The 23,714-nt window shown below is 39.2% G+C and carries 18 protein-coding genes; 5 read left to right on the top strand and 13 right to left on the bottom strand.

Annotation, left to right across the window (positions count from 1 at the left end):
* Window position 1: 1 nt before the first annotated feature.
* Window positions 2-1,189: a DUF5009 domain-containing protein gene (locus D0T08_RS07580; RefSeq protein WP_116981989.1), complete on the top strand. Its 1,188-nt coding sequence runs from the start codon at window positions 2-4 to the stop codon at window positions 1,187-1,189.
* A gap of 32 nt (window positions 1,190-1,221) precedes the next feature.
* Here the strand turns inward: D0T08_RS07580 and D0T08_RS07575 are convergent, their stop codons facing one another.
* From D0T08_RS07575 to D0T08_RS07545, 7 genes are all read right to left on the bottom strand, one after another.
* Window positions 1,222-3,390 carry an alpha-galactosidase gene (locus tag D0T08_RS07575; RefSeq protein ID WP_229238918.1) on the bottom strand — a complete coding sequence of 723 codons (2,169 nt, stop codon included), beginning with the start codon at window positions 3,388-3,390 and terminating at the stop codon, window positions 1,222-1,224.
* 114 nt (window positions 3,391-3,504) lie between these two features.
* On the bottom strand, window positions 3,505-4,548 hold the full coding sequence (locus tag D0T08_RS07570) for an isoaspartyl peptidase/L-asparaginase family protein (RefSeq protein WP_199538132.1): 1,044 nt from the start codon (window positions 4,546-4,548) through the stop codon (window positions 3,505-3,507).
* Between the two features lie 32 nt (window positions 4,549-4,580).
* The gene (locus tag D0T08_RS07565; protein WP_116981987.1) at window positions 4,581-5,498 is read right to left on the bottom strand and encodes a metallophosphoesterase; all 918 of its coding nucleotides are present in this window, start codon (window positions 5,496-5,498) and stop codon (window positions 4,581-4,583) included.
* Window positions 5,499-5,510: 12 nt separating this feature from the next.
* Complete coding sequence (locus D0T08_RS07560; protein WP_116981986.1) at window positions 5,511-6,944, bottom strand: alpha-L-fucosidase; 1,434 nt, start codon at window positions 6,942-6,944, stop codon at window positions 5,511-5,513.
* A 180-nt stretch (window positions 6,945-7,124) separates the two neighbouring features.
* Window positions 7,125-8,549 carry a glycoside hydrolase family 125 protein gene (locus tag D0T08_RS07555; protein ID WP_116981985.1) on the bottom strand — a complete coding sequence of 475 codons (1,425 nt, stop codon included), beginning with the start codon at window positions 8,547-8,549 and terminating at the stop codon, window positions 7,125-7,127.
* 195 nt (window positions 8,550-8,744) lie between these two features.
* Window positions 8,745-10,277 carry a sulfatase gene (locus D0T08_RS07550; RefSeq protein ID WP_116981984.1) on the bottom strand — a complete coding sequence of 511 codons (1,533 nt, stop codon included), beginning with the start codon at window positions 10,275-10,277 and terminating at the stop codon, window positions 8,745-8,747.
* Between the two features lie 10 nt (window positions 10,278-10,287).
* Entirely contained in the window at window positions 10,288-11,523 is a 1,236-nt protein-coding gene (locus tag D0T08_RS07545) for an ROK family protein (protein WP_229238917.1), read from the bottom strand.
* A gap of 687 nt (window positions 11,524-12,210) precedes the next feature.
* Between D0T08_RS07545 and D0T08_RS07540 the strand changes: the two genes are divergently transcribed.
* The 3 genes from D0T08_RS07540 (at window position 12,211) to D0T08_RS07530 (ending at window position 17,771) form a co-directional block, all read left to right on the top strand.
* Window positions 12,211-15,606, top strand: coding sequence for a SusC/RagA family TonB-linked outer membrane protein (locus tag D0T08_RS07540; RefSeq protein WP_199538131.1), 3,396 nt, complete (start codon window positions 12,211-12,213; stop codon window positions 15,604-15,606).
* An 18-nt stretch (window positions 15,607-15,624) separates the two neighbouring features.
* Complete coding sequence (locus D0T08_RS07535; RefSeq protein WP_116981981.1) at window positions 15,625-17,220, top strand: SusD/RagB family nutrient-binding outer membrane lipoprotein; 1,596 nt, start codon at window positions 15,625-15,627, stop codon at window positions 17,218-17,220.
* A gap of 290 nt (window positions 17,221-17,510) precedes the next feature.
* The gene (locus D0T08_RS07530; RefSeq protein WP_116981980.1) at window positions 17,511-17,771 is read left to right on the top strand and encodes a hypothetical protein; all 261 of its coding nucleotides are present in this window, start codon (window positions 17,511-17,513) and stop codon (window positions 17,769-17,771) included.
* 168 nt (window positions 17,772-17,939) lie between these two features.
* Here D0T08_RS07530 and D0T08_RS07525 read toward each other — a convergent pair whose 3' ends face one another.
* The 6 genes from D0T08_RS07525 to D0T08_RS07500 form a co-directional block, all read right to left on the bottom strand.
* Window positions 17,940-18,410: a YbjN domain-containing protein gene (locus D0T08_RS07525; protein WP_116981979.1), complete on the bottom strand. Its 471-nt coding sequence runs from the start codon at window positions 18,408-18,410 to the stop codon at window positions 17,940-17,942.
* Window positions 18,411-18,507: 97 nt separating this feature from the next.
* Window positions 18,508-19,143 (bottom strand): hypothetical protein, encoded by a 636-nt coding sequence (locus D0T08_RS07520; protein ID WP_116981978.1) that lies wholly within the window; start codon window positions 19,141-19,143, stop codon window positions 18,508-18,510.
* Window positions 19,144-19,293: 150 nt separating this feature from the next.
* Window positions 19,294-19,671, bottom strand: a complete 378-nt coding sequence (mscL, locus tag D0T08_RS07515) for a large conductance mechanosensitive channel protein MscL (RefSeq protein ID WP_116981977.1) — start codon at window positions 19,669-19,671, stop codon at window positions 19,294-19,296.
* Between the two features lie 4 nt (window positions 19,672-19,675).
* A complete protein-coding gene (locus tag D0T08_RS07510) occupies window positions 19,676-20,203 on the bottom strand; it encodes a CvpA family protein (RefSeq protein ID WP_116981976.1) in 528 nt (175 codons plus the stop codon).
* Between the two features lie 145 nt (window positions 20,204-20,348).
* The gene (locus D0T08_RS07505; RefSeq protein WP_116981975.1) at window positions 20,349-21,164 is read right to left on the bottom strand and encodes a M48 family metalloprotease; all 816 of its coding nucleotides are present in this window, start codon (window positions 21,162-21,164) and stop codon (window positions 20,349-20,351) included.
* Between the two features lie 143 nt (window positions 21,165-21,307).
* A complete protein-coding gene (locus tag D0T08_RS07500) occupies window positions 21,308-22,456 on the bottom strand; it encodes a serine hydrolase (RefSeq protein ID WP_116981974.1) in 1,149 nt (382 codons plus the stop codon).
* A gap of 255 nt (window positions 22,457-22,711) precedes the next feature.
* On the opposite strand from D0T08_RS07500, the gene D0T08_RS07495 reads away from it, so the two are divergent.
* The gene (locus D0T08_RS07495; RefSeq protein WP_116981973.1) at window positions 22,712-23,698 is read left to right on the top strand and encodes a ribonucleotide-diphosphate reductase subunit beta; all 987 of its coding nucleotides are present in this window, start codon (window positions 22,712-22,714) and stop codon (window positions 23,696-23,698) included.
* Window positions 23,699-23,714: the final 16 nt, after the last annotated feature.

The raw sequence follows: 23,714 nt of genomic DNA, 5'->3' as shown, positions 1-23,714 counted from the left end.
TATGGAAACCTCTCTTAAACGTATTGCCTCTATTGATGTTTTTCGGGCATTGACTATGCTCCTGATGATATTTGTAAATGATTTCTGGACGTTGACTGGTATTCCTGAATGGTTACAACATTCAGAAGCGCATGTTGATTTTCTGGGTTTTTCAGATATTATTTTTCCTTGTTTCCTGTTCATTGTAGGTATGTCAATTCCGTTTGCTACTAAGGCCAGAATTGCCAAAGGCGAAAACAATTTCGAAATAATTAAGCATATTGTTTTGCGTTCTGTAGCTCTCTTAATCATGGGTCTTTTCACGGTTAATATCCCTGAAATGAACGCAGAGGCTACAGGTATGAGTCAGTCTGTTTTTCAGGTGAGTGCCGTAATAGGCTTCTTTCTTATCTGGAATGTTTATCCAAAAAGTGAAGATTATAAGAAATACCTTTTCATTGCGCTACAAGTGCTTGGGGTTGCTATTTTACTCTTCCTCGTTTATAAATTCAGAGGAGGTGAAGGTGGAGAGAAAGCAGAAATGATGAAACCTCACTGGTGGGGTATTCTGGGGCTTATTGGTTGGACTTATTTTACTTGCGCTATTCTTTATCTTTTCTTTTATAAAAATACGAGTTTATTAATTGCTGCCTGGGTATTTTTTAATATTATGTGTATTGCCGGGCATGCCGGATGGTTGAAATCTATATGGCCAAGCGGGCCTGGTGACTGGCTTTTAGGGAACGGAGCTTTTGCTGCCTTCGCATTTACGGGTATATTAGCAACCCTATTACTCGAACGTTTTTATACTACCGATAAGAAATCGAAACTAACGTTTATCTACGTCGGTATTGGAATAACGATGCTGATAATTGGTTTTGTACTGCGGAAGTTCTTTATAATCTCAAAGATTTATGCTACCCCGACTTGGGTATTTATTTGTTGCGGCATTGCTTTTATTACCTATGCACTTATTTACTGGCTGACAGATTTAGAACATAAGGCACATTGGTTTAAAATAATTAAACCTGCAGGCACAAGTACGCTGACTTGTTATCTGATACCATATATTATATATTCTTTCTATGTTGCTTTACCTGTAAGCCTGACCTTTGGTATTGTGGGTTTAATAAAATCTATGGTATTTGCCTTGTTGATTATTGGGATTACGGCTTTGCTTGGGAAGATTGGTGTTAAATTGAAGATATAGGAATAAATTCTTATATCTTCAATGAGTAGTCTTTATTCAATAACCAGCCAGGAATAACCCTCGGCAGGCAATTGAACGGTAATTTCTATTGAATAGGCTCTGTTAAGTTGATAAGGAGTAGCCTTGCCATTTTCTATTCTTACTTTGGCTTCTTTATTAAGACCTGTATAATATAAAGGCAATTTGATTTTTCGGGTAATGGCTTCCTTTAATGGATTATACAGCATCACCAGTCCCTTAGTAGTCAAAGCCGGATTGACGTGCATGATGCCATCCCAGTCTCTCCCATCAGGACGACGCAGGTGGATAATATCCGAGTTCAAAATATCTCTGTGTTTTTTATACCAATTGATGGTTTCTATCACTACCTTTTTAGTGGCATCTGTATCATATAATCTTGGGCCACGGTAGCAAGCTTGTATCCCTGCTCCATAGTATTGCATCATTAATTGTTTATAATCGTTCAGATGTTCGCTTAAGGGTTCCAAAACTGCTTCTGCTCCCCCACCCTGATATTTGGTCAATGGCACAAATCCCCAACCCATTGATGGAATTTTGTCCCATGTGCCATCAAAAATATTTTGGCGGTTTAGTAACTTTTGTTGCTCTCTCGATAAGGAGAAGTTTACTTCTCTATAGCCCAAAGCAATCTTATGTGTACCATCTAAGAAATACCAGTCCGGCGCATTGATATACACACCTTTAGCATTAAGCCATTGATAAAATTCTTTTTGCATTTGCATCTGTACCCATTGGGAATCCTCCAGTCCTTTATGGCCCGGGTGTTTGGTAGAGGCGCAAACATCTCCCGGATAAGGGCCATCATGTTCGAGCAAATCAAAACCTGTTTCGCTGATGAATTTCTTCAGACTATTTAGATAGTTGATACCCCATTTACTTGCCAGACAAGGGGCATTGCCGAAGAAAGCACCTTTATCGGGTAAACCTGTTACAGGGTCTATTACATCATTTTCATCATCAATTCTACGGCTACTAAATAATGAATAACCACCTAGCTTGATACCTTTACTATGGGCATAATCGGCCAGGTCTTTAAATTTTTTGATATTGACTTCTGAGGGATCTTCCATATTCAAACCACTACCAAAACTCAGAATTACCATCTCATAACCCGTTTCAGCACATTGGTCGATTGTAGCTTTAACTTTGATTGGGTCAGTGCTAATCAGGTGCATAAAAATGGGATTCTGGGTTGTCCAAGGCGCAATTGTGCGATACATCTTACGGCGAGCTAATCCATTACGTTCTCTGTCGTAACTGTCTAAAAGCAATTCATAGGAGCGGATAGATTTATAGTGAGCGTTTGATGCTAAGTCAACTCCTACGCCTAAAGTTGGGTATACCTCTACTACGCATGGCGTTTCGTAATTATAGTTTACCTGTGAGGTATAAGAACTATCTATCTTCCAATGTGTGGCCTGGTCTGAAAGCTCGTAGCGCATGGCATTGTTATAGGCATAGTTGTTTTCGATGTATAGCTTCTGTGGCTTTTTCATTTTTTCAGGCTTGCCTACTACGGCCGATTCTTCTTCTGGGGTAGCCAATATTTCGTTTATAACCTGAGTCAATTTTAAAGAATTATTTGACTTATTCTCAATACTCACCCATTTGCTTAGTAGTGGAATTCCATCAAAAATTTCATAATGCACAGCTACTTCAATGCCTTTTAATGCTGGCAATTCAGATTTGAAGAATAATACAAGACTTTTGCCTGTTGGCAAATTTTTATTGGCTGTCCATGTATTAGATTTCCAGTCAAAATGTGGCTTTACTTCACCCGTTTCGTAGCGAACAAATTGAAAATCATTCGATTGACCGGTGAATGTATCTATCCATTCTTCCAATAGATACCCATGTTCTTTTTGACCATATAATCCTCCGACATTGTATGAGACGCCATTAATCACTACCCGTGCTTCGGGTCTTACTGAACGGACGAATTGCTCATTAGTTGTCAGGTTCTTAAAACTGACAGTTGCAGCATTTGGGCTTACCCGTATTTGTCGGGTAATGAGGCCATTTGTAATTTCAAGTAGTTTATCATTCTGCAATACCTTTACTTCGCTTTTTTGAATAAAAGGTTGAATCAACCAGTCCTTCGCGGGCGTTTGAGCAAATGCAGTATTGGCCGTTAATAAGCTGATGATTAACAAGTGGCTTAGGGCTTTATAGATAGACATATTATTTCAGAGTATAGGTTAGCTTATAGGTAAAGGTGCAAAGAAAGGCGTGACACAGTTTAAAACCGTAGCACGCCTGAACACGGCACTAATTATTATAGGATATAAGTTTGCTTATTTAGGGAAATGGCTCTTGGCCATATAGACTTTACCGCCATCGTCGGCAAGGGTAACTGAATAACTAAAGCCATGTTGAATTGAATAGGCTCCATACTCGCCTTGCTTATTAATGGCAATAAAACCTACCTGAAAACCTTTGGCTTTTTCAGGATTGATTTTCACAATACGTTCTACAGCAATTTTACAAGCCTCCTCAGGAGTTTTGCCCAAACGCATCATTTCTACTACCAGGTGAGTTCCTGCTACTCTGATTACCTCTTCACCCTGACCCGATGAAGTAGCCGCACCGATTTCATTATCAACAAATAAACCTGCACCAATAATAGGTGAATCGCCCACACGGCCATGCAGTTTGAAAGCCATACCGCTGGTAGTACAAGCGCCAGACAGATTACTGGAAGCATCTAGGGCAATGGTACCCATCGTATCATGGTTTGGTGTACCATCATCAAAATAGCTTGGGGCGAAAGGCCCACCATCGGTTTTCTTAGCTTTTATTTGTTGCTTTTCAATATTGATAACAGGCTTATATTCAGATTTCTTCAACCATTCTTTATAGGTTTTCTCTGCATCGGCCGATAATTTATCAGGCTCTCTTTTGAAACCATTGGCCAGGGCAAATTGAAGCGCACCATCACCCACCAACATCACATGTGGGGTAGTTTCCATCAACTTGCGAGCTACCGAAATCGGGTGTTTGATATGCTGTAAAAAGGCTACTGAACCGCAATTGGCTTTTTCGTCCATAATACAGGCATCCAGTGTTACTTTTCCATCGCGGTCTGGGTTCCCACCTAAACCTACGCAACAATTAATGGTATCTTCAATCGAATTAGCGGCTACTTCTACAGCATCCAAGGCACGACCATTTTTCTTCAACACTTTCCATGCTTCGGCATTTACAGCCAGGCCGCTATCCCATGTAGAGACTACAATAGGTTTGTTGGCTATTGTTTTAGTATTAGAAAACGCTTTGGTTGCCGACATAAAAGGTAAGCTTAGTGCCGACCAGCGTATGAATTTTCTTCTTGATTGCATCAGTTTGTTGGTTCGTAGGTTATAAGAGTATATTAATATTTTACAAATTTCCGTTCAAATGTGCCATCGTCATAAAAATCGAGTATGGCATAAGCAGGTTCAAAATCTCTGAAAGCCCCTTTCCACCAGCCGCCTGAAACTGCACCATTATTGAGATAAGTCAAGTCCCAATAAGTCAGAGATTCCTGCATGTGCAGATGTCCGCTCAGACAGGTTTTGATATTCGGATAATTTCGAAATAGCTTCACCATATCAAACACATCGGTATGTATCAGGTTTCGAGGCATCACAATATCGCCATTTTCCTGATTTTTATTCAGAAATAAACCTGATGCCGCAGATAAAATCGGGATATGAGAAGCAATACAAATATATTGGTTTGATGGCGTGGTTGTCAGTTCAGCCTTTAGCCATTCCAATTGTTCGGGGTCAAAATAGGCAATATACCCACCTTTAGGATTCAGTTGAGTGGAATCCAGAATGATAAATTTCCAGCCTTTTTTCTCAAACGAATAATACCTTTTCGTCATCTGAAATTCGTCTACTACCCATTGCTTTCCATATAATCTATCACCTTTTACATCTTCGGATTTGCTAAACCATCCCCAGATATCGTGGTTACCAATGATATGTTTCACTTCCAGTTTATTGTTCTCTTTCAGCAACTTCTGAAAAAGCTTGAACTGAACCTGCGTTTCGTCTTTTGATTTTTCGAGTGCATCGAAAATAGCATCTCCCCCATTGATAATAAAATCCGGTTTGGGGTTAAGCGCATTGGCACTCTGATAGGCCTTTGCCATGCCTTCCTCGGCTATCTGGCTCGGGAATACGTGTACATCGCTCAGATATGCTACTCTTAATGCTTTTTTTCGGGTAGGCGCAGCGGTAGCTTCAAAACCAGCTAATGTACCTGCCATAGCACTGTTTCTCAGAAAACGACGACGATTCATATAGAAGGTGGTTTATTGTCTTACTATTTTCAATACCCATGCATAGCTGCTACCTGCTGCCTTTCTCGCTTTTTCCGGAATTTCTACTACTATTTTACCCTCTTTCGCTACCCATTTCAACTTTTCGCTGCTACCAAGAAGGCTAATTAAAGTATTTTTTGATAAAGCCAGATTGCTTATTTCAATATTTGTCGGAATGCTCTCGCCTTCATCTGCTCTATAAATGGCGTAAGTGGTATTGGCATTGTGCGTAAACACCAGTTTGTTTTGTTTGCCTATTTCGTTATCGCCTCTGGTATTGTAAATCGCCTCGCTGTTTACTTTCATCCATTTTCCGATTTCTTCTAAGCGCTGATAAGCTTCAGCATAGAAATCTCCCTGCGGACTTGGAGCGATATTCAATAGCAAGTTACCATTTTTTGATACTACGTCTGTCAGAATATGGATTAATTTTCGGGCAGGTTTGAAATTTTCCTTAGGGATATAGCTCCACGAATCACCCATAGTCATACAGGTTTCCCAAGGAATTGGCATGTAATGGTCAGGGATTTGTTGCTCTGGCGTTACATAGTTTTCAAATTCCCCACTTACTGTTCTATCTACTACCAATAAGCCCGGTTGATGCTCTCTTCCCATTTTAGCAATGCGTGCCATATCAATATCCTGATCGAAAGGAATCGTTTTTTGCCAGGATACAGAGGTATCAATGCTTGAGAATGGACGCACCCAACCCCCATCTAACCAAAGAATATCCATTTTACCATAATCACTCATCAATTCTTCAATCTGATTATAGGTAAATTGCTTGAAGCTCCTCCATTTCTCAGGATATTTGGCAGGATGGTAGGATGGATTACGGTCTTTCGGAGGGAAATATGACCACCAATAGTCATCTGTATGCCAGTCTGGTTTAGAAAAATAAGCGCCAATCATAAAATCATCTTTGCGGAATGCGCCGAAAATCTCTTTAGCTACATTACTTCTTGGATTAGAAGCAAAAGGGGTATTGGTGATTTTATAATCACTATGCTTGGTATCAAACATAGCAAAACCATCATGGTGCTTAGTGGTAAAAACCAGGTATTTCATCCCTGCATTCTTAGCTGCAGCCGACCATTTTTCAGGATTAAACTGAACAGGATTAAAGGTTTTTGGCAGATTTTCATAAGCTTTTTTGTACTCATACCAATTGTCTTTATAAGGTCCTCTGCGCTCACACCAGCCTTCATCTTCCGGGCAAAGGCTCCAGCTTTCTACGATACCCCATTGGCTATAAGTACCCCAGTGCATCATTAAACCAAATTTTACATTCTGCCATCGGTTGAGTTTTTCTTTCACCTTAGGGTCACTCGGAACCACGTATTTGTCATGATTCTGTTCAGAATGTTGTTGCGCAAAAAGGGTTTGCCCCAATAGCACCATAAGGCCTACTACTATTTTCTTCATTTGCTTAGGATTTGGAGGAAGGAAAGAACCCCATCCCTAACCCTTCCCCAACAATGGGGAAGGGGATTTTTACTCCCTCCCCATTGTTGGGGAGGGTTGGGGTGGGGTTTTCCACTCACTATATTATTCTAAATTATTTATTTGCGTATGTTTTAATACGAGATACAATCTCATGATACATTAAAGATTCTGTTTCAATAAATGTTGGCGCTCGCGTTCAATTTTTAATATCAATTCACCGAAGAGGGTATTTGCCCAGGCAAACCATTTGCGGGTAAATTTGCCGGCGTCGTCTTTATCGAACGATTCGTGCATAAAGCCTGTACCTGCATGGGTATTTTTCAGAAAGCGTAATTGTGCCAGAATCTCCTGGTCGTTGTTGGAGGTCATGGCTCGCGTAATGATACTCATCGGCCATATCTGGTTAACAAGTGTATGGGGGCTACCGATACCCTCAGCGGCTTTACCTTTGAAGAAATAAGGATTGCTATCGCTTAACACAAAACGCCGGGTATTCTGATAAATAGGGTCAGTTGCTTTTACTACTCCCAGATATGGCAAGCTTAGAAGATTTGGAACATTGGCATCATCCTGCAACAAGCGATTACCAAAACCATCGACTTCCATCGCATAGATTTGTCCATAAACCGGATGGCTGATAATGGCAAATTTCTTAATAGCTGCTTCCACCTGATTGGCAAAGGCTGTGCATTCTTTAGCAAATGCGGCATCCTTAATGACTTTTTCTGAAATCTCTGCTAACTGGCGGAAAGAAGCTACAGCAAATAAATTGGAAGGAATCAGGAATGGATATAACGTAGCATCATCAGACGGGCGGAATATGCTATGAATTAAACCATTTGGTTTAGTATTATTTCCATAACCATTACCCGGCACAGTATCTGTCGACCATGAGGTGGTACGACCAAAATGGTATGGTCCTCTATCTGTGAGACGTTGTTGTACACGGCAGGTAGCAATAATCAATTTGGTGGCTTGTACCCAGTTTGCATCAAAAACACTGGTATCACCTGATATTTTCCAATAATGGTAAGCCAGTCGAACCGTGTAACACAATGAATCTAACTCCCATTTGCGCTCATGGAGCTCGGGCTTCATATTGGTATGATCTGACATCCACTCTGATTTACCGGGGCCATCGTTAAATGCATTGGCATATGGGTCAATCAGAATACATTCTGTCTGACGGTTAATAACTCCGGCTATTAAATCTTTGAGCCTGGGGTCTTGTTTGATTAAAGGTAAATAAGGCCATACCTGTGCTGAACTATCGCGCAACCACATGGCATGAATATCACCTGTAATCACAAATGTATCTGGTCTGCCATTTTTGGCTTTAAAAATGACTGTCGTATCTAAAGTATTCGGAAAACAATTCTCAAACAACCAGCCCAGTTCAGCATCTTTAATCGACGATTTCATGCGTTGAATGGTAGCTTCAATCACGGGACTGGTGAAGTTTCTTTTGCCGGGCGCTACACGCACCGTTGGGAAATCAGCAGCAAATGTCGTATTACCCGCCATCATACCGATTCCGGCAAGAGCGGTGGTTTTAATGAAAGTTCTTCTATCAGGGTTTTGCATTTGTTCAGGTTAGGGTTAAATCTTAGAGTATATTTAAATTTTGTTATTCTGACCGAAAAGTTCAGATTTTTCTGCTAGACAAGGCGCATTTTGCAGATGTAGCCAGCAGCTACATCGAAAAAATGCAACGCAGTATTGCTGAAAAAGATGACCTTTGCAGGTCGAATCATAAAGTTTAAACATACTCTTATGGCTCTATTTCTTTTTTACTATCTCCGCGGCTTCTTTATCGTCATACGCTGCAATCAATCTTTCTAATTCCTGCTTTAGTGAATTTACTAAAGCCTTTGGCGAAGAAGCATAGATATTTTTCAGTTCTTTCGGGTCGGTTTTTAAATCATATAATTCCCAGAAATCACCATCATCATAAAATCTGATGAGTTTATAGCGATCAGTTCGCACGCCGAAATGTGGCATTGTATTATGCTCGTCGGGGTATTCGTAATAATGATAATACAACGATTTTCGCCACGAAGCTGGTTTCTGATTTTTCAGGAGCGGCATTAAAGACTTGCCCTGAATATCATTTGGGACATTTACTCCTGCTAATTCAAGAAAAGTAGGTGCAAAATCAATGTTCTGAGCGAAGCTATTGACTACCGTGCCTTTTTTTATCAATTTCGGATATTTCATCACTAAAGGCACGTGGAAGGATTCTTCGTACATAAAACGCTTATCGAACCAGCCATGTTCACCCAGATAAAATCCCTGGTCAGAAGCACAGACAATCAGCGTATTTTCGGTTAAACCGTTTTTTTCTAAATAATCTAATACCTTTCCAATGTTTCTGTCAAGAGATTTTACGCAAGCCATATAATCGTGCATATAGCGCTGGAACTTCCATTCATCTAATACCTTGCCTGTCAGGTTTTGCTTTTTGAATTGTTCATTCAATGGCTCATAATAGGCATTGTAGGCTTTTAGTTGCGCTTCATTCATGCGTTTTTTATGAGGCAGATGGTTATCATCTACTTTCAGATCATAGTCCATGCGCAGGTCTTTGGCTATGTGCATTTTTTGCCTTTCAGCCGCTACTCTATCCTCATAGGTATCGTAGAAAGTATCAGGCATTTTAAATTTTACTCCATCGAAAGCATGTAAATCGGCAGTATCCGGTAACCACGTACGGTGTGGTGCATTTTGTCCAATAATCAGGCAAAAAGGTTTAGCCATATCATGTTTATTCTGCAACCAATCTATCGCTCTGCCTGCAATAATATCAGAGGCATATCCCTCCTGCCGACGGGTTTGTCCGTCCATCTCAATAAAATCAGGATTATAATAAGATCCCTGACCTGGCAGAATTGACCAATAATTAAAGAATTTCGGTTGATTCACCAGGTGCCATTTACCAATCCAGCCGGTTTCATAGCCTGCTTCCTGTAAATGCTTCGGAAAAATATCCTGATTCGTATCAAACTTAGTTTTATTATTAATATGCCCGTTTTTATGACTGAACTTGCCAGTCAGCAAGGTAGCCCCGCTTGGCCCACAGATAGAGTTGGTACAGAACATATTCCTGAAAATAGCTCCATCTCTGGCAATTCTGTCAATATTCGGGGTTTTAATATGTGGACTGCCATAGGCACTAATGGCCTGCAAAGCATGGTCGTCAGAAAAAATAATCAGAATATTCGGCCGGATTGGGGCAGTTTTTTTCTGATTGAAAGAGGAAAATGAAAAAGCCAGCATAATAAAGACGAATGCCTTAAGTAGATATCTTTTCATTGACTGGTCATTAGGCTGTTTTCAACAAATTTTCTACTACGTAGGTATGTACACCGTATATTTTGGCGTTTTCGCCCAATTGCGAAATTTCGATTCTTAAATCTTCTTTGAAATCGGTCAGACAGTATTTGTTGATGGCATGCTCAATCGGGTTCACGATTAGTTTCTGTGCTTTTGACAATACCCCATCAATAATGATAATCTGAGGGTTAAATAAATGTACCGCTATTGAAAGACCTTTGCCCAATTCTAAACCAATATTATGAATAATATCAATGGCAAAGGCATCTCCCTGCTGGGCAGCTTCAATTACCATTTCGAGGTTGATATCTTCAATACGATCTTTATATTCTCCCAGTTTTGATACTTTGCCCTGGCGCAGGCCATCTTTGATATTCTTTAATAAGGAAGAAGCTGAAGTAATAGTATCCAGACAGCCCACCTTGCCACAAGTACAAAGTACGCCTTCAGGATTCACCTGAATATGCCCTAACTCACCTGCAAAACCTGACGCCCCATCGAAAATCTCTCCATTCACTACTACACCCAAACCAATACCCCAGTCGACGTTGATAGATACTACATGATGTTTGCCTTTGGCCAAGCCGAAACGATACTCACCAAAAGCATTTGCCTTAGAGTCGTTGATGACACTCGTCGGGAGTTTAAAATGTTCTTCCAATGACTTACCTAACGACTTATTCTCACTATTCAGGCTTTTATATGTATAGTTAATTCCCGTATTCTTGTTTATCAGACCCGGCATAGATACACCCAAAGCAATCAGTTTTTTGCCTTTCGTAATTTTCTGCTCTACTACACTATCAACTAAAGTAAAGAGGGTCTCCAGAAAAGAGGGGTTATTTTTTAATTGTAAATCGAATATTTGTGTAAATATCACCTGATTGCGCAGATTCAGGATAAAGACTTTAGTATCATGCGTATTAATATCTAATACCAATACAAACTTCTCTTTGGGATTAATACCATAAATAGCAGGACGACGCCCTTGCTTGGATACGCCAAAACCTGTTTCAACAATCCATTTTTCTTCCACTAATTCTTCAATAAGGGCAGTGATAGAAGGGATACTGATGTGTAAGGAGTGAGATAGTTCGGAGATGGTATTGGTTTCGTTGAAATACAGTTCAGATACGATTCCTTTTTTTTGTTTGTTTTTTTTGATATCAATGACCGATTCTTTACTGGTCACTTCAATCTCGTTATCGAGGGTAACTTCTGACATAGGTTTTTTATAGTTAAATAAGGTTAGGCTCATACTGTGCATACCCAAGCGAGCAATGTAAAAGGTAGGCAAGTAGATGTCTGGTTTAGCTTAGGGGTCTGAATTTTAAAAAATACTAAGCAATTTATTAAAAAAATGCTACGACTTCTTACCACAAAGCTATTTTTTGTAAATCAAGCCTAAATATCATACAAAATTTAATAAGATATCCTATATTCTTAAAAAAATTTAATAATTACTTTTTATTAAATAATTTTTATTTATGTTTGTAACCACATTTAATATTTTTTTAAAAATGTCTTAACTTAAAGCTAACCTGAACAACAGCTATTTCAGACAACAGCTTTAACCCACATTCTTAAATCCACTCAGTAACTATAACCTTTTACGCATGTTTACTCTGGTATTCTTATCAGGATTACAGAGACTTATATTTTAGTACTGTTAAGAATGTTTAACCCTAAATCGTCAAAATATCGCTAAAATTTACAAAAACCTCACCTCACTATGGAAGCAAAGTATATAGTAGGTAATATTCTCTAAACATTACTTCGTTGCTTCTTTATTAAATAAGTCCGGAAGCGGCATTTTATAAGCTTCCCTCGATTTGCCCAGATTTACAAAGCATTTGCGAGAGAATTAATCAAGAACTTTTAAAGCAATCATTTTTAACCCAAGTCAAATTATATGAGAAATTTTTTACCAAAGTTGGTGCTGATACTATTGATGGGCTTTAGCCTGCCGGTATTAGCACAGACCGTAACAGGTAAGGTAACTTCCGGAGGAGAACCCATACCTGGTGTTTCGGTAACCGTAAAAGGGACAAACAATGGAACTGTAACAGACCCTGAAGGAAAATACTCTTTAAGTATCCCTAATTCTAAAACTACATTAGTGGTTTCGTTCATTGGTTTTGCTACCCAGAATATTGAAGTAAACGGGCGCTCAATTGTCGATATCGAATTAGTAGAAGATAGCAAACAATTGAATGAGGTGGTAGTAACTGCCTTAGGTATTAAAAGAGAGTCGAAATCAATCGGTTATTCTGCGCAAAAGATCGCTTCTAAAGATTTAGTACAAGCTGCCCCACCAGATATTGCTTCTGGTTTGATGGGTAAATCGGCGGGTTTGAATATTTCTGTACCAAATGGTGTGCAAGGTGGTTCACAAAGAATCGTTATCAGAGGTAACAACAGTATCTTAGGGACAAACCAGCCTTTAATCGTAGTTGATGGTATTCAGGTACAAAACGACCCGATTGGTGATACAGGTAGCTCAACAAGAAAAAGCAGTGATGTAACCAGCCCTAAAGACTGGGGTTCGTTCCTGAACTTTATTAATACTGACGACGTAGAGGATATTACTGTTTTGAAAGGCGCTAACGCCGCCGCTCTTTACGGTGCACGCGGTGCAAATGGTGTGATTATGATTACGAGCAAAAAAGGTGGTAAAAGAGAAGGTTTTGGTTTAGACTATAGCTTCTCGTCTTTATCTACTACTGCTTACCGCTATATGGATATGCAAAATTCATATGGTTATGGTGCGGCCTCTGCACTTTGGTCAGCTACTCAACCTTTTCCTACTGCTAATGGGCAACCACGTTACCCAGGTAACTATCCCTGGGATGCACAGGATGTAAATAACAATTATCGTAGTGGTGGTCCTATTCCAGGTGGTTATTCATCATGGGATATTTTCAGTTGGTATGGTCCGTCTTCTTCATGGGGACATAAATTAGATGGTACTGAAATAACCTGGTGGGATGGTGTAAAACGTAAATGGGAAGCACAACCTGATAACAGAAAAGCCTATTTCCAGACAGGTAATACCAACAGACATAACCTTTCATTCAGTGGTGGTGGTGATTACGGAACCCTACGTGTGGGTTTAACGAGATTAGATAACAAAGCAATTGTTCCTAACAGCAACTATGACCAGACTAATGTTAACATTGGGTCATCTTTGAACATCTCGAAAAAAGTAAAAGCTGAAATTACAGGTAGCTATACCAATTATAACCGTTTGAATACGCCTGAGTCTGCTAACGATAATGGTTGGGCTAACTTCATGATTCATGGTATGTCGCGCGATTATATTCCATTAGAATTGGATACCTATAAAAACGCCGACGGGAGTAAGAACCTGTTCGACCAATCGTCACCATTCAAATATTATCCTTACAACAATAACGCGTTTAAGGATATGTTCTGGAAATTCTTCGAAAACAATCAAAGATTATCACGTAATCAATTGTTAGGTTCAATCCGTCTATCGGCTGATGTTACCCCTTGGTTGAATTTAGCAGGACGCGCTTCTATCAACAATGCAACTACTGGCATTGAAAGCAAAAATACTCCTGTAGATGTAGCAGGTATTCAGGGTTCATATGGTATGGAAACCATTGCTAATCAGGATTTGAATTTCGAGGCTTTCACTACACTACATAAAGATGGTTTATTTGGCTCTAAATTCAACGGTAGTTTATTAATTGGTAACTCTGCACTACGTAGCAGAAGTCATGGTATCAATACCTTGAACTCAGGTAATTTTGACGTTCCGTTTAAATACTATCTGAACAACAACCTTGATAAAACCAAAATCACTACCAGCGAATCTCGTTATGATCTGAATCTGAACTCATTGTTTGGTATTGCAGATTTATCATATAATAACTATTTGTTCCTACAATTGACGGGAAGAAATGACTGGTCTTCTACCTTGCCAATCGCAACCTCATCTTATTTCTTCCCATCAGGAAGCTTAAGCTTTGTATTCACAGAGGCAATTGATGCGTTCAAAAATCAAAATGTATTGAGCTATGGTAAATTGAAAGTATCCTTGGCGCAAAGTGCCAATGGTGCAAGCCCATATATGACACAATACACTTACAATACCTCTACCATTACCAATACTATTAATGGTACTGCTGCTACTTCATTTGGTGGCTTACCTGTGCGTAGCTTACAAACTACTTTGCCTCCGGCTGGTTTATTACAACCACAAAGAAACAAATCGTTTGAGATTGGTACAGAGTTAGGTTTCCTGAATGGTAAATTGAGTGCAGAATTGACTTATTACCAAACAAGAGCAACAAGCCAGATTTTAAGTTCTTCATTGGCAACATCCTCAGGCGCTACTGCGGTTACTTTCAATACAGGAGAATTATCTAACAAAGGTTTTGAGTTTATCATAAGAGCAACTCCAATCAACTCTGGTTCTTTCAGATGGGATTTAGGTTTGAACGGTGCGCATAACCAGAATAAAGTTATCTCATTAGCAGATGGTATCGAGCGTTATCCATTAGCTGACCTTTGGGGAACTAACGGTGCCTTGATGTACGTAAAAGCAGGTGAAAACTATGGTACTATCTATGGTTATGACTATACTTATATAAACGGACAAAAAGTTGTACAAAAAGTACTTGACAAAACAACAGGTGCCGTAGTTGGTACACAATATGTAACAACTGCAGACCCTGTGGCGATTGGTAATACTACTCCGAAATTAACCGGTGGTTTGAGCAATACATTCCGTTACAAAAATTTCAGCTTGTATATCTTAACTGATTTCAAATGGGGTGGAGATATTTACTCGGCTGATTACGGTGCTTCTATGGGCCATGGATTGTCGCCAAGCACATTGGCTGAAAGAGATGGTGGTGGACTTCCATATACTTATCCTGATGGTAGCACAGCTAACCACGGTGTAATCTTGGAAGGTGTATTTGGTGATGGTACTAAAAACACAGATGTAGTACATTATATGTATAAATATGCTGGTCAGTACATGGGTTGGTCGAACGTAAAAATGCCTAGAAGCAATCTGATTTTCGAAAATTCATGGGCTAAATTACGTGAGTTGAACCTTACTTACTCTGTTCCATCGGCAATCGTAAAACGTACCGGATTCTTACAAGGATTAGACGTATCGTTTGTTGGTCGTAACCTGTTCTATTTATTCACAACCTTGCCTGACAGAATGAACCCAGAGGCTATTAACGGTATTGGTAACGCACAAGGTTTCCAATGGTCGCAATACCCTGGTACACGTGATTTAGGTTTCTCATTAAAAGCAAGGCTATAATCTATTAAATACAGAATCATGAAACATTTATCAAAAATAGCTATCGTTGCCTTGCTTGTTACTTCGGTATCATGTAAGAAAGATTTTGAAGAAATCAACGCGCCCTGGGATAAACCTAGTAGCGCTTCTACTCCTGAGATGTTCAATGCGGTAGTGAGTTCATTACCACTAACAGCCGGAGAACAATCAGTAATGAATGCCTGGATTTACCCTATCACGCAACAAGCAGCTATTACTTCGGGTTCTTACCCTTATGATAACGCCAAAGGAGCAGTTTGGGAAAACTACTACTATACCCTGGCTAATGCACGTATTATTGAAGACCGAATAGAAAAAAGCGAAAACCCGGCTTCAATGAACAATATCTCGGCAATGTTGAAAACCATCATGGCTTATAAGAGCTTTAAAGCTACCAATTACTTTGGTGCTATGCCTTATAAAGAGGCAGGTTACGCAGCGTTAGCAGCTAGCAAAGGAACGGGAGTGTATAAAGCCAAATACAATACGCAACAGGAAATCTATACTGACATTTTAACTAATCTGAAATGGGCAGTTGATAACCTGAAAGCAGATGCTTCACAAGTTTCGTTAGGCAACTACGAAACACTTTTTAAAGGTGATGTAGCTATGTGGACTAAATTTGCAAACAGTCTTCGTTTGTATATTGCAGCCACTATCTATGATAAAGACAAAACGTTGGCAACTACGCATATCACAGAAGCTTTAACAAAACCATTGTTGGCTGATACAGATAACGTGGGTATCTGGCCTGCGCAATTAGGACTTTCTTTACAATGGCGTGAGTGGTCATTTTCGGCTAATTCTTATTTAAGAATGGGCTCTACAATGTGGAACCTGATGTCGGCTAATGATAATAAAGATGGTAGTGGCATCTTCGACCTGCGTGCCAGAATCTTCTATGAGCCAAACAATGCAGGCGAGTGGGCAGCTTATCCGCAAAATCCTATCTCAGGTGTAACACCAACGGAAGGTGGTTTACCTTATGATAAAAAACGTTATACAGCCTGGACTGATAAAGGCGCCAGCAATCTTTATTCACCGGTAAACCTCTATTTTGCGCAGGATTTAACTACGATTCCTGAGCCTATCCTGACGGCTGCACAAGTACGTTTTATCAAGGCTGAAGTATATAACAGAGGTATGGGCGTGGCTGCTAATGCTGCCATGGCTAAGGCCGAATACGAAGCAGGTATCAAAGCATCATTGAATATGTGGAAAGGTGTCGCTTTCAACTCACCAGTGTGGGTAGTAGCTAAACCAACATCTGCTACAGCTACTGAAGCTGAAGTGAATACGTTAATAAGTAATCCTAAAGTAGCTTATTCAGCTGACCCAGCTACAGCATTGAACCAGATTTATGCGCAATTGTGGATTGACCAGTTCAGACAACCATTCGATGCCTGGACTTTGAAAAGAAGAACCGGAAACAAAACGCCAATGTCGACTTCAAATACGCAGTACTACACAGGTAACTTCGGCACTTACAGTCGTTTTGTGTATCCTGACGATGAAATCACTTACAATGCTGACAACTTTAAAGCAGCATCAGGCGGAACGAATCTGAATTCAACAAAATTGTGGATAGCGCAATAATTTCCTGAAAGAAACCATTATATTTGAATTATATAATGAAAATTATTAAGTAGAATTGTTTCATCATAGTTTTTCCAGAAAAGGCCCTCTGTTGAGGGCTTTTTTCTTGTTGTCTGGTGACCCGTCCTAAAAATAGTCAATACAAAATCGACTTTTCAGTAAAAGACAAGTTCTAGCTATTTATGCTTTCTTCAAAAAAATTGCCCAATTTAAATAACCATATGCACCTGTTTCATAGTTATATAATAAGTAGTAGATTAAAGTAAGTTCAACCATAACTCTTTAATAAGATGAAAAAATCGAAAATTATATTATCCTTAGTAATAATTATATTTTCATCTTGCGCATCTAATGGGTATACTGCGCATCAACACGGTTTCTTTTATGGGGTTATTCATGGACTTGTCTTCCCGTTTGCACTAATCAGTAAATTATTTACTAATGAATACGGTTTGTATGCAGAAAATAATACAGGTTTCTTCTATTGGTTAGGTTTTATCATAGGAATTTTTGGGCTTGGTGGAGGTGGCCGAGCTGCATCAAGAAGGTAATAATACTAAGACTCCGTAGCTGTAAATTTTGCTTAATTGCTTAAAGTAGAGTTTCAAGCTACCCGAACACCCTCTCTATAAATAATCTTTTTACAGAACCTTTATAAAAAACTAAAAAAGCCATCAGAGTTCAACCTGATGGCTTTTAGCATATAAATAAACAAGCTATTAATTTAAAACCGGAAATTCTGCTTTTAGTTCATCATCCAGTTTATCTGCCCAGTATTCAAAGTCAGAAATAAAAGTAGTTAATTCGTTATAGTCAATTCCTTTAATGTCTCTTTCAAAACTAGCCCAAACTTTAGATGAATTAGGTGCCAACGTAAATTTAATCCCTAGTTTAATATCATTTAATTCTAAAAGTCGGCGATAGAAAGCCATTGGATTAGCCAAAGGTATCTCCATTATCGGACAAAAAATGCGTAAAAAGTCTCTGCGTGTTCCATTGGCAAAATTTAACTTCTGAATCCATACCTCAATATTGGCAGAGCCATTTTTCCATTGCCAGTTACTTTTTTCAGGATTATAAATCTGGTCACGTGTAAGGCCGACTGATTCCACATAGCAATGAACCATTTCTGTTACCTTGTTAAACTGAACGTCATGGGCATTGGCTGAAATATTTTGTGAGTTATCCATGTCTATATAAAAATTAGAGTATTATGATTAGCTTTATTTTATTAGATGATTCGTAAATTAACGAATTAGTTATGATAAATGTAAATTTTAGTAACAATTATCTGGTGATGTTTTCGGTACCCATTGATGAGCCGCCACCCATTGCCCAACGACCACGAGCTTTGCCACCAATAATCAGATACTCTACTGTTCCGAAGGCCTGGCCAAAACCATAACCGATAATCAGATAGTCGCCTGATAAGAATCCTACCCCATTATACGTAGCCCCTCCTACATTCCATTGCGCCTGATAAGTATCACCCGTTTTTTGTAACATGAGTTTTCCTTTATAAGGCGCTCCGTTAGGGTTTTTACCTACTACATCAAAGTTTCCATCACTATTTTTAGTGACTATTTCTGTTCCGGTAGTACCATTCAGTTTTCCGGTTGTCCATACACCTTCAAAATTCTTTTCTGCGGCATTTGCTTTGTATACCACAATGCCATAGTCGCCACCACCAACTCCGTATCCTACAAATAATTTTCCATCAGCCAAAAGACCGATGCCACCGTAGCTACCTGCTGAGGTAACCCAATCTACATCATAAGCCTTGCCTACTGCTTTGATATTCAGATTTCCGGTATAAGTTTTTCCGTTGGGCAATTTGCCTTCTTCAATTTTCCATGCACCTGTTTGTGCAAATGTTGTTTCTGTAAGCATAAGAGTGAATAGAATAAAGACTAAAGTTTTCATGGCGCTTAATAAATGTTTGTTTTAATGACACCACAAAGTTGTAGGGAAAATCAACGTCCTAAAAGGCGGAATTTGACGATGGAGGTTTCGGTTTTGTAAGCGGAGGAAATCAACCAATAATTGGTATCGGAAAAAGCTTGAAGCCAAATATTAACTCTGCTTTTTATTCGAATTGGCGTTGAGTTTTTTTAATTCGTCCCGAATCTCAACCAATAAATCATCTACTTGTGGTTTAGCTTCTGTGCTTTGCCCCAGGGCTTTCAAAAAGAAGTACAGGATTGTACCTACTATTACGAAATCGAAAGTAGCCTGTAAGGCTTCTCCCCAGCCAATCTTTACTGATAGTACCTCTGTATATCTGTTCTTTAAATCAATACCCCCTATCATTACACCGATAACAGGCATAAAGACTTTATCTATCAGGGCTGAAATAATTTTCTGGAAAGCGGTACCAATGACTACCCCTGTAGCAAGGTCAAGGATATTGCCCCGCATCAAAAAAGTTTTAATTCGCTTATAAGTACCCATGAAATTAGTTTTTCTGATCTGTTATTTGACGGATAAGGTTTCCCCCTGCCGGAATCCAGTCTGAAACCTTAGAAATAACTGTAGGGGCTACTTTGGTTACGGTAGGATAGGTGATAGAATCTTTGGTAAGATGTTTTGGCAGAAATATATCAATGGCACTCATTAACCAAAGAAAGGTACTGATGCCAAATACCCATGTGAATACCCCTACCATTGCTCCTGCAAAACCATCGATAGTGCCCAGAATAGTAAATCTTAAAGCTCTGCGGAGCATCCAGCCTAATTTGTTGATTAAGAAAATGGTCGGAAAAAAGATAAGAGAAAAACTCAGATAAGGTAGGAAACGATTTGCCAGGCTTTCGCCGATGGTCGGTGCCAAGAGATTCATCCCAAAGCCTAAAAACTTAAAGCCCACAACGATAGCTACAATAAAAGCTATGACGCCGATGATTTCAATAAACAGCCCTTTTACATAACCGCGATAAGCACCATATAAAAGGATAACGATAAAAATTAAGTCAAGCACGTTCATGTGGTAAAAACAGTATTTTCAGGATTAATACGTAAAACTCCCGGAAATATTTCTTTCCTAATCCTGATAATACAAAGATATAGCTTTTTGTAACAAAAAAGGGTAGTCTTTTTCAAAACCACCCCTTGCTTGATTCTTGCACTGATTATTGATATTTTCCGCCGCCGTATTTGGCAATATGTTCTTTTATCTTGCTGATACGATTTTCAGGGCTCGGGTGGGTACTCATAAATTCTTCCTGACGTGCACCACCACTGGCTTCTTCCAGAATCTTCATAACGTCAATCATGGCATTGGGATTGTAGCCTGATTCAATCATATATTTTACTCCAAATTCATCTGATTGTAATTCATCTTCCCGTCCAAATTTCATTTGCTGAATCTGGGCTACGTATTGGGCTATCTGTCCTGCGCCCATACCCGAATAAGGATCGGTAGTAGCGGTGGCTACGGCCCCAACTAAACCCTGATAAAAATCAGATTTAGCCATTTGTTGTGCCGAATGTCTATGAACTACATGACCCACTTCGTGACCCAATACACCTGCTAATTGCTCTTCGCTTTTCAGACGTTTTAATAAGCCAACGGTAATAAATATCTGTCCTCCTGGTAAAGCAAAGGCATTTACGGTCTGGTCGTCAGCCAATACATGGAAGTCAAACTGGTAGGGTATCTGCACGTTCTTTGCTTTCGCTTCATCTTCCAATTGCTTTACAATTTTATACCCCACGGTTTTTACTTGCTGCTGTACTTCATTATCATTATATACCCCCCCATATTCCTGTGCCATTTGAGGGGCACTTTGTATGCCTATAGCCACTTCCTGTTCGGGTGTTAAGGCAATGTGCTGCTCTTCGCCGGTAATAGGGTTTACCTGATTTTTGGTGTAATAACTAAACCAGGCGACAACAGCCATGATTATGCCAATGATAACTCTTAATTTAAATCCTGATGATCTCATAGGTCGTATTATTTATCCAGCGTTCTTTATCTACGTTCTAGTACTAAGAATTAGAACCAATTGTTTAAAAAAATTAATAAATTTTCAAAAAAACTATTCAAGTAATGCCCATATCGTAGGGATACTCCTATTATATATCATTGCTATCTTAGTATAGACAATGCCGCATCAAGATATGTATAGTTCTCTGGTTGAAAATGATGAATTGGTTTCACTACTTTGGTTTCGCCTAACCGTACTATAATGGCATTCTTTTCTTTAATGGCAAATACGTACTGTCCAAATAATCCATTCATTGATGGAATAGCCATTCCTTTATGATTCACAATCCAGAATTGATAGCCATAATAATCCACAGCTTTACCACCCTCTGTTGGGTCTTTCAGATAACGGGCGGGTGTCATGGCGGTTTTCATGTAGGCTTCCGGCACAATTTGTTTATCTTTCCATTTGCCATTTGTCAGCATCAATTCTCCAAAGCGGGCAAAATCACGGGCGATGCCATTAAAACAACAAAATGCCTTTTCGTGTTTTTTCTCACCGTCCAAGAGCCATAAAGCATCATGTTCTGCTCCCATTGGTTTCATGAAATATTCTGAAGCTAGAGTAGAGATATCTTTGCCGAAGGCTTTTTCAAGTACTAGACCTAAAACCTGTGTATCGCCACTTCTGTATTCCCAGTTAACACCCGGTGCTTCTTCTGCCTCCATCAGGTTTACTACATATTCTTCATCGTCGGCGTAGTACATTCTGGCAGATAACCCCAGATAACTCTGGTCTGATTCTTTGTAATTGCTTCCTGAACTCATAGTTAGCAAATCTTTGATGCGGACTTTGGCTAAATCCCCCTCCTTGAAGTGCGGGACGTAGTTGCCTACAGGTTCATCTAAAGATTTGATTTTACTCTCTTCTACTGCAATACCCACCAGCATAGATATAATACTCTTAGCAGCCGAAAATGAGCCACTGATGCTATCTTTGGAATAGCCGTCCCAATAAAGTTCGTATAATAATTTACCATTCTGAATCACTAGAAATGCATGGGTATTATTAGAATCAATTTGCGCCAATAATGCCTCAGGTATTGATAATTTGTTATAAGCAGAATCCAGAGGCCACGGTTGTGGTATATTAACATTTTCTACCAAACGGGTTGGGTGAGTTCTGAAATCGAAGATAGAATGTTTACCCCATGAGAGGAAATTTCGTATATGTTCGAATGGCGGTAAAAACAGAAGTCCGAACAATAGAAAAGTAATTACCGTGAGGGCAATAACGAGTTTTTTAAGCATCAAAATAGTGGTTTGCGGTTGAGAATCAGGTATAAAGTTGTGTTATGAATCTGTGTGAAATTTACGTTAATTCTAATGAATCAAACAAGGTTTTTATGTGTAAAATTTATTTGCCTATATTCGGGTTGATTATCAATAATTTAGGGGTTATTTAGAAAAAATCTAAAACTAATTATTGGAATCTGTGGTTAAAAGAAGTAAGTTTGATTACGAGTTCATGAGAACGAATGGATAAACCTAAAAATATTACTAAGTATGACTGACGAGCAATTATTGGCAGAAGAGCCTCTGCTTATAGAGGATAAAACACGATTTGTCCTTTTTCCTATTAAACATGACGACATCTGGCAATTTTATAAAAAACATGAAGCTTCTTTCTGGACTGCCGAGGAGATTGACCTTTCGCCGGACTTGAAAGACTGGGAAGGGCTAAGTGATGGTGAACGTCATTTTATCTCTCATGTATTGGCTTTCTTTGCTGCTTCTGATGGTATCGTTAATGAAAACTTAGCAGTCAATTTCATCTCTCGTGTACAATTTGCCGAAGCTAAATGCTTCTATGGTTTCCAGATTATGATGGAAAACATTCACTCAGAAACCTACTCGCTTCTGATTGATACTTATATTAAGGACCCTGTTGAGCGTGATAAAATGCTTAACGCGATTGACCATATTCCTTGTGTAAAGAAAAAAGCTGACTGGGCTTTGCGTTGGATTGATAATGGAAATTTCATTGACCGTTTATTGGCTTTTGCAGTAGTAGAAGGTATCTTTTTCTCTGGCTCATTCTGCTCAATATTCTGGTTGAAAAAACGTGGTTTAATGCCGGGTCTTACCTTCTCTAACGAGTTGATTTCACGTGATGAAGGCTTACACCGCGACTTTGCCTGTTTATTATATACGCAATATATCAAAAATAAATACGATGCTCAAAAAGTATATGATCTGGTTAAAGATGCGGTAGCGATTGAAAAAGAATTCGTAACTGATGCGTTGCCAGTTTCACTAATCGGTATGAATTCCGAGTTGATGTGCCAGTACATTGAATTTGTAGCCGACCACTTGTTGGAGTCTTTAGGATTAGAAAAAGTGTATAACGCTACCAATCCTTTCGATTTTATGGACATGATTTCACTACAAGGTAAAACGAATTTCTTCGAAAAACGTGTGGGTGAATACCAGAAAGCAGGCGTAATGTCTGGCAAAGAACAAATGTCTTTCTCGCTTGATGAAGAATTTTAAATATTTTGTTACTTAG

Source organism: Emticicia sp. C21, assembly GCF_003418935.1.
Classification (GTDB): Bacteria; Bacteroidota; Bacteroidia; order Cytophagales; family Spirosomataceae; genus Emticicia.
This window is presented reverse-complemented; position numbering and strand designations above follow the sequence as displayed.